The 15,474-nt window shown below is 61.0% G+C and carries 17 protein-coding genes; 11 read left to right on the plus strand and 6 right to left on the minus strand.

All coding sequences use genetic code 11. The features are described 5' to 3' along the window. Window positions 1-65 precede the first annotated feature (65 nt). On the plus strand, window positions 66-983 hold the full coding sequence (rarD, locus tag FFM81_RS13975; protein WP_138384818.1) for an EamA family transporter RarD: 918 nt from the start codon (window positions 66-68) through the stop codon (window positions 981-983). A gap of 31 nt (window positions 984-1,014) precedes the next feature. On the opposite strand, the gene FFM81_RS13980 is transcribed toward rarD, so the two are convergent. The 3 genes from FFM81_RS13980 to FFM81_RS13990 all read right to left on the minus strand — a co-directional run bounded on the left by FFM81_RS13980 (window position 1,015) and on the right by FFM81_RS13990 (window position 3,934). Beyond that, the gene (locus FFM81_RS13980; RefSeq protein WP_138384817.1) at window positions 1,015-1,947 is read right to left on the minus strand and encodes a hypothetical protein; all 933 of its coding nucleotides are present in this window, start codon (window positions 1,945-1,947) and stop codon (window positions 1,015-1,017) included. A gap of 93 nt (window positions 1,948-2,040) precedes the next feature. Continuing rightward, window positions 2,041-3,048, minus strand: coding sequence for an alpha/beta hydrolase (locus FFM81_RS13985; protein ID WP_128399338.1), 1,008 nt, complete (start codon window positions 3,046-3,048; stop codon window positions 2,041-2,043). Continuing rightward, entirely contained in the window at window positions 3,041-3,934 is an 894-nt protein-coding gene (locus FFM81_RS13990; RefSeq protein ID WP_003574208.1) for an MBL fold metallo-hydrolase, read from the minus strand. The genes FFM81_RS13985 and FFM81_RS13990 overlap by 8 nt, the downstream gene beginning before the upstream one ends. A gap of 88 nt (window positions 3,935-4,022) precedes the next feature. Here FFM81_RS13990 and FFM81_RS13995 point away from each other — a divergent pair, with 88 nt between their 5' ends. Continuing rightward, window positions 4,023-4,958: a LysR family transcriptional regulator gene (locus FFM81_RS13995; RefSeq protein WP_128399337.1), complete on the plus strand. Its 936-nt coding sequence runs from the start codon at window positions 4,023-4,025 to the stop codon at window positions 4,956-4,958. 46 nt (window positions 4,959-5,004) lie between these two features. On the opposite strand, the gene FFM81_RS14000 is transcribed toward FFM81_RS13995, so the two are convergent. After that, the gene (locus tag FFM81_RS14000; protein ID WP_003574211.1) at window positions 5,005-5,628 is read right to left on the minus strand and encodes an LOG family protein; all 624 of its coding nucleotides are present in this window, start codon (window positions 5,626-5,628) and stop codon (window positions 5,005-5,007) included. 155 nt (window positions 5,629-5,783) lie between these two features. Here FFM81_RS14000 and FFM81_RS14005 point away from each other — a divergent pair, with 155 nt between their 5' ends. The 5 genes from FFM81_RS14005 to FFM81_RS14025 all read left to right on the plus strand — a co-directional run bounded on the left by FFM81_RS14005 (window position 5,784) and on the right by FFM81_RS14025 (window position 12,063). Next, the gene (locus tag FFM81_RS14005; RefSeq protein WP_138384816.1) at window positions 5,784-7,850 is read left to right on the plus strand and encodes a LysM peptidoglycan-binding domain-containing protein; all 2,067 of its coding nucleotides are present in this window, start codon (window positions 5,784-5,786) and stop codon (window positions 7,848-7,850) included. A gap of 197 nt (window positions 7,851-8,047) precedes the next feature. Beyond that, window positions 8,048-9,925 carry an ABCB family ABC transporter ATP-binding protein/permease gene (locus FFM81_RS14010; protein ID WP_138384815.1) on the plus strand — a complete coding sequence of 626 codons (1,878 nt, stop codon included), beginning with the start codon at window positions 8,048-8,050 and terminating at the stop codon, window positions 9,923-9,925. 133 nt (window positions 9,926-10,058) lie between these two features. Continuing rightward, a complete protein-coding gene (locus tag FFM81_RS14015) occupies window positions 10,059-10,757 on the plus strand; it encodes a phosphatidylserine decarboxylase (RefSeq protein ID WP_025415785.1) in 699 nt (232 codons plus the stop codon). Window positions 10,758-10,783: 26 nt separating this feature from the next. Further along, a complete protein-coding gene (gene pssA, locus FFM81_RS14020; protein ID WP_003574216.1) occupies window positions 10,784-11,629 on the plus strand; it encodes a CDP-diacylglycerol--serine O-phosphatidyltransferase in 846 nt (281 codons plus the stop codon). 287 nt (window positions 11,630-11,916) lie between these two features. Further along, entirely contained in the window at window positions 11,917-12,063 is a 147-nt protein-coding gene (locus tag FFM81_RS14025) for a hypothetical protein (RefSeq protein ID WP_003574218.1), read from the plus strand. A 36-nt stretch (window positions 12,064-12,099) separates the two neighbouring features. Here the strand turns inward: FFM81_RS14025 and FFM81_RS14030 are convergent, their stop codons facing one another. Both FFM81_RS14030 and FFM81_RS14035 read right to left on the minus strand, forming a co-directional pair. Continuing rightward, the gene (locus FFM81_RS14030) at window positions 12,100-12,864 is read right to left on the minus strand and encodes an SOS response-associated peptidase (RefSeq protein ID WP_138384814.1); all 765 of its coding nucleotides are present in this window, start codon (window positions 12,862-12,864) and stop codon (window positions 12,100-12,102) included. Window positions 12,865-12,905: 41 nt separating this feature from the next. Further along, window positions 12,906-13,226: a YnfA family protein gene (locus FFM81_RS14035; RefSeq protein ID WP_025415782.1), complete on the minus strand. Its 321-nt coding sequence runs from the start codon at window positions 13,224-13,226 to the stop codon at window positions 12,906-12,908. 77 nt (window positions 13,227-13,303) lie between these two features. On the opposite strand from FFM81_RS14035, the gene FFM81_RS14040 reads away from it, so the two are divergent. The 4 genes from FFM81_RS14040 (at window position 13,304) to FFM81_RS14055 (ending at window position 15,436) form a co-directional block, all read left to right on the plus strand. After that, window positions 13,304-13,753 (plus strand): NUDIX hydrolase, encoded by a 450-nt coding sequence (locus FFM81_RS14040; RefSeq protein ID WP_003574221.1) that lies wholly within the window; start codon window positions 13,304-13,306, stop codon window positions 13,751-13,753. Window positions 13,754-13,857: 104 nt separating this feature from the next. Further along, the gene (locus FFM81_RS14045) at window positions 13,858-14,304 is read left to right on the plus strand and encodes a TIGR02301 family protein (RefSeq protein ID WP_003574223.1); all 447 of its coding nucleotides are present in this window, start codon (window positions 13,858-13,860) and stop codon (window positions 14,302-14,304) included. Between the two features lie 103 nt (window positions 14,305-14,407). After that, entirely contained in the window at window positions 14,408-14,665 is a 258-nt protein-coding gene (locus tag FFM81_RS14050) for a hypothetical protein (RefSeq protein WP_003574226.1), read from the plus strand. An 18-nt stretch (window positions 14,666-14,683) separates the two neighbouring features. After that, window positions 14,684-15,436, plus strand: coding sequence for a hypothetical protein (locus tag FFM81_RS14055; RefSeq protein ID WP_025415781.1), 753 nt, complete (start codon window positions 14,684-14,686; stop codon window positions 15,434-15,436). Window positions 15,437-15,474 lie beyond the last annotated feature (38 nt).

The raw sequence follows: 15,474 nt of genomic DNA on the forward strand, positions 1-15,474 counted from the left end.
AATTGGCCTATTCACGGCGCTTAAGCTAGGCCGGATCAGAAGAAGAACAAAGATGGAAACACCCGATGTCGACCGATGCATCCGTTTCTTTGGCCAAGAACGAAGACAGTCCGCGCGGCTTCGCCTTCGCGCTGACTGCCTATCTGCTCTGGGGCTTCCTGCCGATCTACATGAAGGCGGTGGCGCATATTTCGCCGGCCGAGGTGATCGCCCACCGCATCGTCTGGTCGCTGCCGCTCGCCGGCATCGTGCTGATCCTGCTTGGACGCACGAGCGATATCGCCACGGCGCTACGCTCGCCGCGCATGCTGGCGATGGCAGCGCTGACGGCGTCGCTGATCACCGTCAACTGGGGCACCTATGTCTGGGCGATCGGCGCCGGCCATTCGCTCGACGCAGCACTCGGTTATTTCATCAATCCGCTGTTCAGCATCTTCCTCGGCGCGGTACTGCTGAAGGAGAAGCTGCAGCCGCTGCAGATTGCGGCGATCGCACTGGCAGCGCTTGCCGTTGCCATTCTCGCCTTCGATAGCGGCGGCATTCCGTGGGTGGCGCTGACGCTGGCCATCAGCTGGGGTTTCTATGCGTTACTGCGCAAGACGCTGCCGCTCGGGCCGAACCAGGGTTTTTTCCTCGAAGTGCTGATCCTCAGCGGGCCTGCCCTCCTCTATATCCTCTATCTCGAATTCGGCAGCGGCCAGGGCCATCTCTACCGCACCGGCCTTGCCGACACGACGCTGCTGCTCGGCTGCGGCGTCATTACCGCCGTGCCGCTGATGATCTATGCCAACGGCGCCAAGCTCCTAAAACTGTCGACGATCGGCATCATGCAGTATATCGCGCCGACGATGATCTTCCTGATCGCGGTGTTTGTCTTTCACGAACCGCTCGGCACGGCGCGCATGATCGCCTTCCCGCTAATCTGGGCGGGGCTGTTCCTCTATAGCTGGTCGATGCTGAAGGGAAGCCGCGGAAGGACGTAGCCGTTCTCCAATCGCAAGCCGGAGCGTTGGCTCAAAGCCAAGATAGTAGCGCTGTGCGGACGAGAATTCCGGTCAATGCGCTCAAGACGGCAATCCCCGCCACCGCGCGGAGCGCCGGCACCGAAGCGACAAAAATGGAAAGGCCGGGAAGATCGAGAGGGTTTAGCAGAAATGCGGATCCGTGAATGATTTTCTCCGGCGGAAGGCTCAGTTCCTTGTGGGCGTCAAGCAACAGCGTGACCGCTGCGCTCGATCCGGCCAGGCACTTTGTGAGCAGGAAGAGGACATCCTGCTGCGAGGCGCCGAGCAGCTGAAGCAATGGCTGCGCAGCGGACGTGAAGGCGGAAAGTGCGCCTGTGCTTTCGGTAAGCCTTACCAGAGCCAGTGAGATCACGAGAACCGGCAGGATCGCAGAAACGACGCCGATGGCATCTGCGCCACCGCGATTGATCGCCGCCAGCAGATCGCGCCTCGCCACGTCGTGGTCATCCGCCTTGTCGCAGGAACAGGGCTTTCCGGGCAAGGAACGGCGCCCAACGATCCAACAGGCGAGAGTGGACGCAACGAGCGCTCCGCACACGCCGTTTATTATGATCAAGCCGGGATCGATACCGAGACTTGCGAGCGGGAAACTGGCATTCGCCGGCGCAGCCGCAAGCACCGCCGCAAAGGCGGCGGCCATAAATTTCTCCGATGTTCTTTTGTGCGCCATCAGCGACAGGGCAGCAACCGGGGCAGCCGAACTTACGAGGCTGAGTTGGATGATCGCCAAGGCCCCAAAACCGTCCAGGCCGAAAAGTCTAAAGAGCGGATTGGCCTTGCCGGCGATTGATCGCAGTGCGCTCATGCCCTCGAGGTAGCGCATCAGCGAGAAAGTCACGATCATCAGCGGCAGAAAGGTGAATATGGCGATGTCGACGGCACTTCGTCCAGCATCCAGGATGGCGGTGATCAGAATTGTCATGGGAACGACTGGTTTGATGGACGGTGAACGCGCGGCCGGCTTGATGGAGGAAGCGGGCTCCGGATTCGATCCCGGAGCCACGTCGTTCAGACTCTATTCCGGTTTGAAATCTTCCTCGAAGAAGCGGGCAACCTCGGAATAGACCTGCATGCGCTGGCTCTCCATGAGGGCCAGATGCGTCGCCTCCCCGATTTCCACCCATCGCCTATAGGAGGCACCGGTCAGTTGCTCGAAATAGGCCCGTGCCAGATCGAGCGGGACGTCGATGTCCCATTCGCCGTGCAACAGCAGCACCGGCGCGCGAATCTCGCTTGGCCGATAATAAGGGGTTCCAGCTCTCCAGTAGGTGCGGATGTCCTGGATCGGCCCGTTGGTGGCCCGGAGTTTGCCTTGCTCTCTGTCGACCTGCGACGGCTCCTCCGAGAGGGTCAGTGCGGCCCAGAGGTCGAACCAGCCCTCAGGCACAAGACGTTCACGCGCATATTCGGGTGCGGTGCCCTGCCAACGCGCCAGGGCCGCATGGACGGGAACGAGCCTGTAGGAGCCGAGGGCGCCGCCCTGATCGATGGGGATGGCAACGTCACTGAGCCATTGCGGCGCGAGCAAGGCTAGCTTGACGAGCTTGTCGGGGTTGCGCGCAGCATATGCACCGGCCACGGTACCGCCCCACGACATTGCAAAGACGTTGACAGCCTTCAGGCCGCGAAGTCGAAGGACGAAATCGATGGCCGTTGCGAAGTCGGCGACGCCGGTGTCTGTGGCGACAAGCGGGGGGTTGAGATCGGGCGCCGCCTGCATCTCCGGCGGGCGGGTCGATTTTCCATAGCCCCGGACATCGACCGCAAAGACATCGAAGCCTCGATGAGCGAGGAAGTCGGTGAAGGACATCCCGTTGAAGGGAACGTCGTAAAGACTTCCGGACGAGAAGGTCGCCCCATGCACCATCACGATCGTTTTCTCCGCGAGAAAGACTTTGTGGTCCTTCCTTCGCTTATTGCGGAGATAGAGCTTGATGCCGTCGGTCCCGCTATCAACATAATGCTCGTCGAAGACGACCTCGCCGGCGTCAAAAGCTGAAGACGCGAGCTTGTTATCAGACATAGGACCACCTGAATTTTTCGCCGTCGCGGGTGACATATCCAGCAGACGAACCGGGAAAGTGCGTGGAGAAGTACATGGCGTGATTATCGGCAGCGAGTTCGAGTACGCGCCGCCTGGACTGGGTAGCCTGATCCAGGAATTCGCAGAAGACCGTGTTGAGGTCGGGCCGTTCCACCTGGATCGGATGGTGCATGACATCGCCGGCGAAGATTGCCGCTTGATTGTCCGCCTCCAGTAGAACGGACATATGGCCGATGCTGTGCCCAGGCGTCGGCAAGAAGGTAAAGTGTTTCAGGAAAGGACCGGCTGCACCGTCGATGAAATCGGCAAGCCCCGCCTCGATCACCGGCCGCACGCTGTCCTCATAGACGCCGGCGCTGGGAATATTGACGTCGTTGTGGCTTGCCGTCGACGCATAATATTCCTGCTCAGCGCGGGGGAAGACGTAGCGTGCGTTTTTGAAAGTAGGGATCCATCTTCCGTCCTCGAGCACGGTATTCCAGCCGGAATGATCGACGTGGAGATGGGTATTTATGACGAAGTTGACGTCTTCGGGCTCGACACCTGCCTGGCGCAACCTGTCGAGAAACGGAATGGTCTGCTGATGGAAGGCGAGATTGCGCGGTCTTTCCTTATCGTTACCCGAGCCCGTGTCGATGAGGATGACGTGGTCGGGCGTCCTGACAAGCCAGCTATGGATGCTCACCACAAGGGCATCGCGGCCCTCTTCCATATCGACGGCGGAAAGACGTGGCTCGATCGCCTTGATCTCCTCGGATCCGGCAGTCGGGTAGAGAAATGAGGGCGGAACGTTGTGCAGATACTGCTCCTGCACCTTTCTGACCGTCACGCCGGCAATACGATATTCCTTTCCAAGATCGCTCATGGAACTTCCTTTCGAGTTGAACTGGAACCGGGACAGCGCTGTCTGATGGCTATGGACAGTAGGGAAAATTCGTGCAACGATCAAATCGATGAATGAAATTGTCTCCATCGATCATTTCAATTTGTGGTCTTTCGACCTTAACCTGCTCGTCGCCTTCGATGCGCTCATGAAGGAGCGGAGCGTGACGAAAGCGGCTGTCAGGCTGAAAATCCAGCAGCCTGCCATGAGCCACAATCTCGGCACTCTCCGGACCCTGCTTCAGGACGAGCTGTTCGTGCGTGTCGGCCAAGTTATGCAGCCGACCCATCGGGCGCTGCGCTTCGCCGAAGCCGTGGAGCAGATACTCAGTCGCACGCAGCTGGCAATCGTAACCCCTGCGACCTTCGAGCCGGGCGAGGCCGAGCAGATATTCCGCATCGGCTTTTCCAGCGAGCTTGAGGTGCTGCTCGTGCCGCGTCTCGCCGCTATGTTGAATGAGACGGCCCCCGGTATTAGAGTGCTTGCGCGAGCGGTCGACCCCGAGCTGGTCCATAAGCTTCTGGACGACAATGTCATCGACCTCGGCGTCGGCTGCTACGATGACGGCAACAACAGACATCGGCGAAACCTACTGTTCGAGCAATCGCTGATGTGTTGCTACAATCCGAAGCTTCTTGATCTTCCCGAAACTTTGGACCGTGACGTCTATATCGGGCTGAAGCATGCCCTGGTTTCCCAGAAGGACGCCATCGAAGGTTGCATTGATGATGCGTTGAAGCGGATCAACTTGCGGCTCGACGTCTCTGTGGCAGCGCCAGAATTCCTCACCGTGCTGACCGCCGTCGTCGAAGCGCCCCTGATTGCAACTCTGCCGACCAGAATTGTGAAGCGGTATGCCGGTCTGTTCGGCTTGGCGAAGGCCGAAGTTCCCCTCGATCTCATGGTGAGCCCGATATCGATGGTCTGGTCGGCGGCAGGCGACAATGATCCCGCCAATCGATGGATGCGATCTCAGGTGACGCAGCTTGTTTCGGCCTATAGCTGAATTTGCCGGCGAAACGGCGGGGTCGCTCCAGGGGCTGCTACCCCGCCTACATCTTCGAAATCACCTCGTCCTCGCCGTCACGATCGGCGGCGAGCTGGGCGGCCTGGGCCATGATCGCCGGAATGATGCCGGAGATCTCGTCGACGACGAGCGGCTGCACGCGGTGGGCGGTGTGCAGGAAGCCTTCATCGGTCATATGGCGCATCAGTTCCATCATCGGATCCCAGAACCCGTTGATATTGGCAAAGACCATCGGCTTTTCGTGGCGGCCGAGCTGCGCCCAGGTCATGATCTCGACGATCTCTTCCAGTGTGCCGATGCCGCCGGGCAGCGCGACGAAAGCGTCGGAACGCTCGAACATCGTGTGTTTGCGCGCATGCATGTCAGGGGTTACAATAAGTTCGTTGAGCTGACCGAGCGAGTGGCGAGTCGCTTCCATATCGATCAGGAATTCGGGAATTATGCCGGTGACCTGACCGCCGCCTGAAAGCACCCCGCTTGCAACCGCGCCCATGATGCCTTTGGTGCCCCCGCCATAGACGAGGCGCAGGCCGTATTCGGCGATCTCTCTTCCGAGAGCACGCCCGGCCGCCATGTGAGAGGGATCGCGTCCCGGCCTTGAGCCGCAGTAAACGCAGATGGATCGAATCGATACAGATTGGTCGGTCATGGAGGCGAAACAACTATTCCATTTCAATGCAGTCAAGAAAATTGACTGAAAAGCAGCGTGTCTAGCTTGCCTAATTGCTTTGAATGCTTGTGAAAAGCAACGGGAATCGCTAGCAATTTTGGTTACTACGGCAAATTGCCGCCTTGGGAGACATAATGATGAAGAACCGTGCCGGCTTGCTGGCCCTTGCAGTGCTCGTAATCGCAATCCTACTGATGGTGTTTTTCGTCATGCCGCGTATCGGCGGCGATGCCAACAAAGTCGGCGATGCCATAAACCAGGCGAGCACGGACCTCAAGAACACGGTTAACGAGTCGGCAAAGACATCACGCTCCGCCGTGGCCGACTCGGCTGCGGTCGCCGAAAAGGTGGGCCGCCTCTCCGCCGACGCCGGCACTTCGCTTAGCGAACTTAGGACACTGTTTGCCGACGGCAAGGGGCCGGCCGCAGATGCGCTCACCGCCTCCAAAACCAAAGCGGTCGGTGCGCTGAAGGCGCTTGCCGATTTCACCATCCCCGATGGCCTCGATCCCGCGACCCAGGCTCTCGCCGCCAAGGCTAGCGATGGCGCGGCAAAGGCGCTCGCCATCGTGCAATCGCTGCCTGACAATGTCGCCGATGCGCTGGCCGCGATCGCCAAGGCCGAAGTTGCGCTGACCGGAGGAGCGCCCGCATCTGCCGCCGCTGCGGCGAATGCGGCAGCGGAGAACAGCGGGCCAAAGCTTCCGGCTTTCGACGTGCTGCGCGTCGAACCCGACGGCTCGACCGTGATTGCCGGCTCGGCCGAACCGAACGGCAAGCTCGAAGTGCTTGACGGCGAGAAGGTGGTGACCACTGCCGATGTCGATGCGAGCGGCGATTTCGCCGCCGTGCTTGACGATCCGCTGCCGGCGGGCGACCACCAGCTGGTACTCAAGTTCACCGGCAAGGACGGCAAGAGCACACTTTCCGAAGAAGTCGCGACCATTTCCGTGCCGAAGGACGGTAACGGCGCCAATCTGCTCGCCATGGTCTCCAAACCCGGCGCGGCAAGCCGCATCATCACCGCGCCCAAGGCCGGTACCGAAGTCGCCGATGCCTCCAACCCGATGGCGCCGGCTGGCGACAAGCCGGCAGCGGGCGAAAGCTTGGCTGCACCTGGTGCAATAGTTGCGCCAACCGGCGAACTGGCACTGCAGACGCCTAATCTCACTGCCGCCGCCTCCAGTGTGGCCACTGCACCGGCCATTCCCGGCGGCGCAGAACCCGACAAGTCGAATGCGCCCGATGTGATGGTCAATGCCGTCGAGATCGAAGGCAACAAGATCTTCATCGCCGGCACGACGCGCGCCCACGCCAAGGTCCTCGGTTATGCCGACGACAGCCTTGTCGGCCAGGACACGGCGGGTTCTGATGGCCATTTCATTATCGACGGCGTGGTGGCGCTCTCGGTGGGCGACCACAAGATCCGCGTCGATGTCGTCGATCCCGCCGGCAAGGTGATCGTGCGCGCCGCGGTGAATTTCAATCGCCCGGCCGGCGATCAGGTCAGGGTCGCCGCGCAATCCGTCCCCGCCGACGCGAACGGTGCCTCCTCGATGGTGCCGCTCGACGAAGGCGAACTCGGCAAGCGCAAGGCCGAAGCCGGCAAGGCCTTCGGCCTGCTGAAGGGATTGTTTGCCGACGGCAAGCTGCCCGGCGGCGAACAGCTTGCGGCGGCGCGCTCGGCAACGGAATTCGCGTTGCGCTCACTCGCCGACTTCCGCCCGGCGGTAGACGCGCCCGATACCTTCAAGCAGGCATCCGGCTCCGCCTCCCAGACCGCGACCAACGCGTTGACAGTGCTGCAGGGTCTGCCGACGGATGCAAAATCCGTCGGCGCAGCACTCGAGAAGCTCGGCGCTATGATCGCCGAACTCTCGCCATCCCCCGCCCCGGCTGCGCCCGCGGCCACGGCACCGGCCGTAAACGAGGCTGTCGGCAACCAGCCGAAGACGATCGAACAGGCGCCACTGACGGCAAATAACGCGGCGGTGATCATTCGCCGCGGCGACACGCTGTGGCAGATCTCTCGCCGTACCTATGGCCTCGGCGTTCGCTACACGACGATCTACATCGCCAACGAGGACAAGATCATCGATCCGGATCGCATCCGCCCCGGCCAGATCTTCGGCCTGCCAAAGGATGCGTTGCCGAACGCCGAAGAACTGCACCGCAAGCGCATGTCCCACCAGCGTCTCTAAGCGCCAAACAACATGACGAGGCCGGGCGGGATAACCGCCCGGCCTCTCTTTTCCTGAACCCCGCACTTGTTGTATTCATCCGCCCGGCATCCTATTTGGCGGTGGCGGGGGAAGCGCTTCGGGCATATCCCGGTTTCGCGCTCTTGCCGGTATCGAAGCGCGCGACCGCGGCAAGCCCAACCGGGCTGGAGACACGCATGGCAAACAGCAAGACAGTCTCTGAATCCAACCTGCCGCAAACGCTTCTCAACCTCTGGCCCTATATGTGGCCGGCCGGACGGCCCGACCTCAAGATGCGCGTCGTCTGGGCTTCGGTCTTCCTGCTGATCTCTAAATTCGTCCTGCTGCTGGTTCCCTATTTCTTCAAATGGTCGACCGATGCGCTGAACGGCAGGATGGATCTGGCCGGCTCGGTGCCGCCGCTCTTGGCCGGCGCCATCGCCCTGGTGATCGCCTACAACATCACCCGCCTGATCCAGCTTGGCCTCAACCAGCTGCGCGACGCGCTGTTTGCCAGCGTCGGGCAGCACGCCGTGCGCCAGCTCGCCTTCAGGACCTTTGTGCATATGCACGAGCTGTCGCTGCGCTTCCATCTGGAGCGCAAGACCGGCGGCCTCTCACGCATCATCGAGCGCGGCACCAAGGGCATCGAGACGATCGTGCGTTTCACGATCCTCAATTCGGTGCCGACCGTCATCGAATTCCTGCTGACGGCGGCGATCTTCTGGTGGGGCTACGGCTTCTCTTACCTCGCGGTCACCGCCTTTACCGTCTGGGCCTATATCTGGTTCACGATCCGCGCGTCCGATTGGCGGATCGCCATCCGCCGGTCGATGAATGACAGCGATACCGACGCCAACACCAAGGCGATCGACTCCCTCCTCAATTTCGAGACCGTCAAATATTTCGGCAACGAAGAGATGGAGGCAAAACGCTTCGACAAATCGATGGAGCGCTACGAGAAGGCGGCGACCGATGTCTGGACCTCGCTCGGCTGGCTGAACTTCGGCCAGGGCGTCATCTTCGGTATCGGCACGACGATCATGCTGGTGCTGTCGGCGCTGGCCGTGCAACGTGGTGAGCAGACGGTCGGCGATTTCGTCTTCGTCAATTCGATGCTGCTGCAGCTTTCCGCGCCGCTCAACTTCATCGGCTTCGTCTACCGGGAAATCCGTCAAGGCTTGACCGACATCGAGCAGATGTTCGATCTCCTGGAGGTCAAGGCCGAGGTCAAGGACGCGCCCGATGCGACCGAGCTTCGCATCGGCCAGGGCGCGATCGCCTTCAAAGACGTGCAGTTTGCCTACGACCCTGCCCGTCCGATCCTGAAGGGCATTTCCTTCGAGGTGCCGGCCGGCAAGACGGTTGCCGTCGTCGGCCCTTCGGGCGCCGGCAAATCGACCCTGTCGCGGCTCCTCTATCGCTTCTACGACATCCAGGGCGGCGCGATCACCGTCGACGGCCAGGATATCCGAACGGTGACGCAGAAGAGCCTGCGCTCGGTGATCGGCATGGTGCCGCAGGATACCGTGCTCTTCAACGATACCGTCGCCTACAACATCCGCTACGGCCGCACATCGGCGAGCGATGGCGAGGTCTTTGCAGCGGCCGAGGTGGCACAGATCGCTCATTTCATCGAGACACTGCCCGAGGGTTTCGAAACCAAGGTCGGTGAGCGCGGGCTCAAGCTTTCGGGCGGCGAAAAGCAGCGCGTGGCCATCGCCCGCACCATTCTCAAGGCGCCGCCGATCCTGATCCTCGACGAGGCGACATCAGCGCTCGACACGACGACGGAACGGGAAATCCAGACAGCGCTCGACGTGGTTTCGAAGAACCGCACGACGCTGGTGATCGCCCACCGGCTGTCGACGGTGATCGGCGCCGACGAAATCATCGTGCTGAAAAGCGGCGAGATCGCCGAACGCGGGACGCATGCCGCCCTGCTCGAGCGGAACGGTCTCTACGCCTCGATGTGGAACCGCCAGCGCGAGGCGACACAGGCGGAGGAACATCTGAAGCAGGTGCGCGAAAGCGACGACCTTGGCGTAATCACGCGGCTAGCCCCGGCAAGCTGAGCGGGGAGCGACAGCGGCCAAGCTTTTGTTGTTCAGAACTGCGGCGTCGGAACCAGGTCTGGGGCCACAGCATTGCCCCGGAGACGGTTTTTCGCTAACCAGCAAAAAACGACAACGCAAGGAGACCGGCAGCATGAGCCTGTTCAACACGGTTCGCAACACGATCGTCCCCGTGCACAAGGAGGGTTATCCCTTCGTTGCCGCCTTCTTCGTCGCGTCGCTGATCCTCGGGTGGATCTTCAAGCCTCTCTTCTGGATAGGCATGATCTTCACGCTGTGGTGCGCCTATTTCTTCCGCGATCCCGAACGCGTGACCCCGCAGGACGACGATCTGGTGATCTCTCCCGCAGACGGCAAGGTCTCTGCGATCCAGATGGTCACCCCGCCGGCCGAACTCAACCTCGGTTCCGAGCCGATGCTGCGCATCTCGGTGTTCATGAACGTCTTCAACTGCCATGTGAACCGGGCGCCGATGCGCGGGCGCATCGTCAGCATCAATTACCGCTCCGGCAGCTTCGTCAATGCCGAGCTCGACAAAGCGAGCGAGGACAATGAACGCAACGGGCTGGTGATCGAAACCCGCCATGGCCAGATCGGCGTCGTCCAGATCGCCGGCCTCGTGGCGCGGCGCATCCTCTGCTGGGCAAACCCCAACGAGCCTGTCGATGCCGGCGAGCGTTTCGGGCTGATCCGTTTCGGTTCGCGGCTCGACGTGTTCCTGCCGGCCGGTGCGGCGCCACGCGTCTCGCTCGGCCAAGTGGCGATTGCCGGCGAAACTGTGATTGCCGAATTCGCCTCCACCAAGGGTCCCATCATCAGCCGCCGCAGCTAAACTCTAGCTTCAGATTGGAACGCGATATGGAAACGCCCTTTCCGCCTTTCGAGCCCAATGGTCCGGATGACTCCGCCCGCGGCCCGCGCCTGCGTGAAATCCCGCTCCGTCTCGTTTTTCCGAACCTAATCACCATTCTGGCAATCTGCGCCGGGCTGACCGGCATCCGGCTGGCTTTCGAAAACCGTTACGAGCTCGCCGTCGCCATGGTGCTGCTCGCCGCCTTCCTCGACGGCATCGACGGGCGCGTAGCGCGGCTGATGAAGGCGACCTCGAAGTTCGGCGCGCAGATGGATTCGCTTGCCGATATCGTCAATTTTGGCGTCGCCCCTGCCCTCGTCGTTTATGTCTTCGCACTCGACCAGGCGCGCTCGCTCGGCTGGATCGCCGCGCTGATCTATGCGATCGCCGCCGGGCTTCGGCTTGCCCGCTTCAACGTCATGGCCGAACGCGAGAACAAGGCGAGCTGGCAATCGGAATATTTCGTCGGCGTGCCGGCACCGGCCGGCGCCATGCTGGTGCTGCTGCCGGTCTATCTCGGCTTCCTCGGCCTGGCGACGGACCGCACCTTCGCCTATGTCTCGTCGATTTACACCGTCGTCATCGCCTTCCTGCTGATCAGCCGGCTACCGGTCTGGTCGGGCAAATCGGAAGGCAACCGGCTGCGGCGCGATCTCGTGCTGCCGATGATGCTCGGCGTCGTGCTCTATGTGGCTCTGCTGATGAGCTACACCTGGGAGGTGATGGTCTTCACCGTTGCCGCCTACCTCATCTCGCTTCCCTTCGGCGCGCGGAAATGGCGCCGGAAGTACGGGACGCTGACGATCGAGGAACCTGGCGTCGGCGACGACGATATCGGCCGGCACATCTGACGCGGGCGCATTTCCTGATCTCCTCGGGTGATGGAAATGCCTTCTCTCTTCACTGCCCGCATTCGCGGGAAAACTGTTGCGCGCTTTTCCCCGGGGAAAAACGGCTGCGCAGTTTTATTGGAACCCTCCCCTTCAGTAAGTATTAACCAACGTAGGCTTCAGTTAAGCCTCGCGAATTATGGTGCGCGTTTACAAATCCTGATAAGCTGCGTCCCCATTTTGTCGCTATTCGTGATGAAACTTCAAAATACAAAATACCTGGGAAGAACCACGTAAGGAGAGTATCCGTGACTTCGAAGAAGAGTAGTACCGGCGAACAGCAGACGGCTAAGCCGGATCTCGCCGCCAACTATCGCCCCGTTGGTCTCAAGGCCGTTGCCGCGGCATCGCTAATGGCGAAGAACAAGCCGACGAGCGTCAAGAAATCCGCTTGAAGCATCGCCGCGAGCAAGGAAAGCGGCCGATAGCGTTCAGAAGAAACTAAGCTGGCCGCCGTCAGGCCTTTGCTTCTCGGGGGTCTTCAGCGGCTTTTCGATCACCACCGGTTCATGCAGGTCAGGTCCCATATTGGCGACCTTGTTGACCTTGTCAGAGACCGGGACGGCCTCGAAGAAATCCTCCTGAATGGGCTGCATCAGGTCGACCACCTCGCGCGGCTCCTGCGTCTTGCAATCAAGCCAGCGCGAGAAGTCCTCGGGCTTGATGATGACAGGCATGCGATCGTGGATGGCCGATATACCCGCATTGGCCGATGTCGTCAGGATCGCACCGGTATCGACTTCGGAACCATCAGCCGAGGACCACGTCTCGATCAACCCGGCAAAGGCGACGACCCCGCCCTGACGCGGCCTGATCCAATAGGCTTGCGGCTTCTCGCCGCTTTCCTTGGGCGGGCGATGCCATTCGTAGAAACCGGAAGCCGGAATGAGTACGCGGCGGTGGCGCATGGCCGCCCGGAAGGAGGCCTTGCCGATCGCGGTTTCGGATCGCGCATTGATCAGCAGCGGGAAGTCCCTCGGGTCCTTGACCCAGCCCGGCGTCAGGCCCCAGCGCACGAGCACGGCACGCCGGTCGGCCAAGTTGCTGCCCTGCTCCCTGCCCTCGCCCGCCATGACGACGAGGATCGGCTGCGTCGGCGCGATATTGTAGCGCGCCGGAAATTCATCGAGATCGACGCCGGAGAAAAATTCGCGCAGGTCGGCGCTGGAGTTTGTCAGGGCGAAACGTCCACACATCGGCTTGTCTTTGCACCCGGTTTGAGTCCGGTCAAGGCGCCTCAGCCTCTCTGCCCAAAGAGGATAATACTCGTTCCCGCAAGGCAGATCAGCGCCCCGCCGACGTCGTAGCGATCAGGCACGCGGCTTTCGACCAACCAGAGCCATAGCAGCGAAGCGACAATGTAGATGCCGCCGTAAGCCGCGAAGGTGCGGCCGGCTGCCTCGCTCGGCACCAGCGTCAGAAACCAGGCGAAAAGCGCCAGCGAGACCATGCCCGGTGCCAGCCACCAGATTGGCTTTCCAAGTTTCAGCCACGCCCAGAAGGCGAAGCAGCCGGCGATCTCGAAGACCGCGGCGAAGGCGTAGATGATGTAGGTCACGGAAGCACCTTTCGAGCCTCGCATTTCTTCGGCGGTATTCATCGGGTAGGATGAGCCATCACAGCAAGAGCCATCTCATGATCTCCACCGCCAAAGCCGCCTCCTCCGCCATTCTCGAACGCGATGGACGATTCCTTCTGGTTTTGCGGCGCAACCCGCCTTCCGCCGACATGTATGCCTTTCCGGGCGGCCGCGCCGAACCGGGCGAAACGCCGGAGCAAACGGCGCTGCGCGAATTTCGCGAAGAAACCGGCATTTCGGTGCGCAATCCCCAGCTGTTTTCGACCTATGACCTGAAGACGCATGCGGCCGATGGCAGCCTCAGCAGCCACTTCTTCCTGTCGGTCTTTCGCGTCGAGGCGGATCGGGAGCTGGTGGCGGAAGCCGCCGACGATGCGGCGGCGCTTGGCTGGTACACGGTGGAAGAGATCCGACGGCTGCCCGTGCCGCAGAGCGTGCTCGAATGCGCGGAGCGGTTAGAACAGGATGATTCGGCCGGAAAGGCCGCATATGCTGTTCTGGATTAAGAGTTAGGGCATGATGTCGTCCGAAAGCCGCTTACACTTTTCGGCATCATACTCTGGCGGCTGCGAATAGAAGTGGAAATTATCGGGCGCGCCTTGTTGCCGTCATGCTCAGCATATCAACTATGAGCATGATTCCCGTTCGACGCGTTTTCTTGCTCCTGCTCGTGCTCGCCGGCCCCACCATGGCGCAGGGGGGCAAGAATACGCCGCCTCAGCAGGAGGAGATTGCGCCGCCGCCAGCCGTCACCGTGCCCTATGACGATAAGCTGGCGCGGCTCGCTGAGGTGTTGGGTTCGGTGCATTATCTCAGAACGCTCTGCAAGGCGGCAGGTGGCGACGAGTGGCGAAACGGCATGCAGCAGTTGCTCGATTCGGAGACTGGGGGCGAGCAGCAGCGCAGGGAAAAGCTCACTGCGGCCTTCAATCGAGGCTACCGCGCCTTCGCCTCTGTCTATACGGATTGCACCGTAGCGGCCATCGTGGCAGAAGAGCGCTACCGTAACGAAGGTGCAACACTCGCCACAGAAATTACCTCGCGTTTTGGAAATTGACGTTTAATTAACCTGTTTTCGCATGTGGACGTGTCGTTTTGGGAAAAGGCTGTTAGTGTTGTTAACGGTGCAGTAAGACATGAGAAGTTTTGAGGAAAAGACAATGGAAGCAAGCCTCAACGAGATCGACGACATGATCGTCCACGAAAAGATGCAGGCGGCTCTGGAATACCAGAACGAGGCTTGGGCCGACGGTATGGCCGACGGAATCGAGACTGAGATCATCGCTGATGCCGCTATTGCGCATGCATTGAGAGAGACCATCAGATTGCACGGGGAAAGCAGCGCCGAAGCCCTGCTTGATTCGCTGCGTGAGCGCATGCTCGCTGGCGAATTTTCCGCGAACCGCACCCTGCAATAATCGATATCAGAGAGTTTAATGCGCACCGGTAAAGAGAAAGTTTCGCGAATTCCGCTCGCGCCGGTGCTGCTTGCGTTCAGCCTCACCGCCGGCAATATCTCCCTCGCGCCGGCAGCCCACGCGCTTTCCGAACTGCACAAGATCCCCGGCCAAGCGGCCAACGACGCGCCCGCCGCGCCAGGAAGCGCTCAGGGACAGAGCCAGCCGCAGGGCGGGACCACTTCAGGCGTTCCCATGGCCGATCCGCTGGTCCAGAACAATCAGGGTGTCGACAAGACGCCCGGCGCTCAGGAGGCATCCAAGCCCGTCGAGGTGATTTACGACATCAACAAGGTGCCCGAGCCGGTTCGCAAGATGCGCGAGCAGATTGTCGAGGCGGCCGCCTCCGGCGATCTCGAACGGCTGCGGCCATTGATGGGCACCGGCACCGAGCAGACGCAGGTGACTGTGGGCGAGCCCACGGACGATCCGATCGGCACGCTGAAGGATCTTTCGGGCGATCCTGACGGAGATGAGATCCTCGCCATCATGCTCGACATCGTCTCGACCGGCTTCGTGCATGTCGGCCAGGGTACGGCAGACGAGATGTATGTTTGGCCCTATTTCGCCGAGAAGGACCTCAAGTCGCTGACGCCGCCGGAGCGCGTCGAGCTGCTGCGCATCGTCACCGCTGGCGATCTTTCCGACATGCAGGAATTCGGCGGATATAATTTCTACCGCCTCGGCATTAAGCCTGATGGCAAATGGAAGTTCTTCACGGCGGGTGATTGACCACGTCGCTTACGCGTCTCGCATGGCGCTTGCGATCC

Origin of the sequence: Rhizobium hidalgonense, assembly GCF_005862185.2 — a bacterium.
GTDB classification, from domain to species: domain Bacteria; phylum Pseudomonadota; class Alphaproteobacteria; order Rhizobiales; family Rhizobiaceae; genus Rhizobium; species Rhizobium hidalgonense.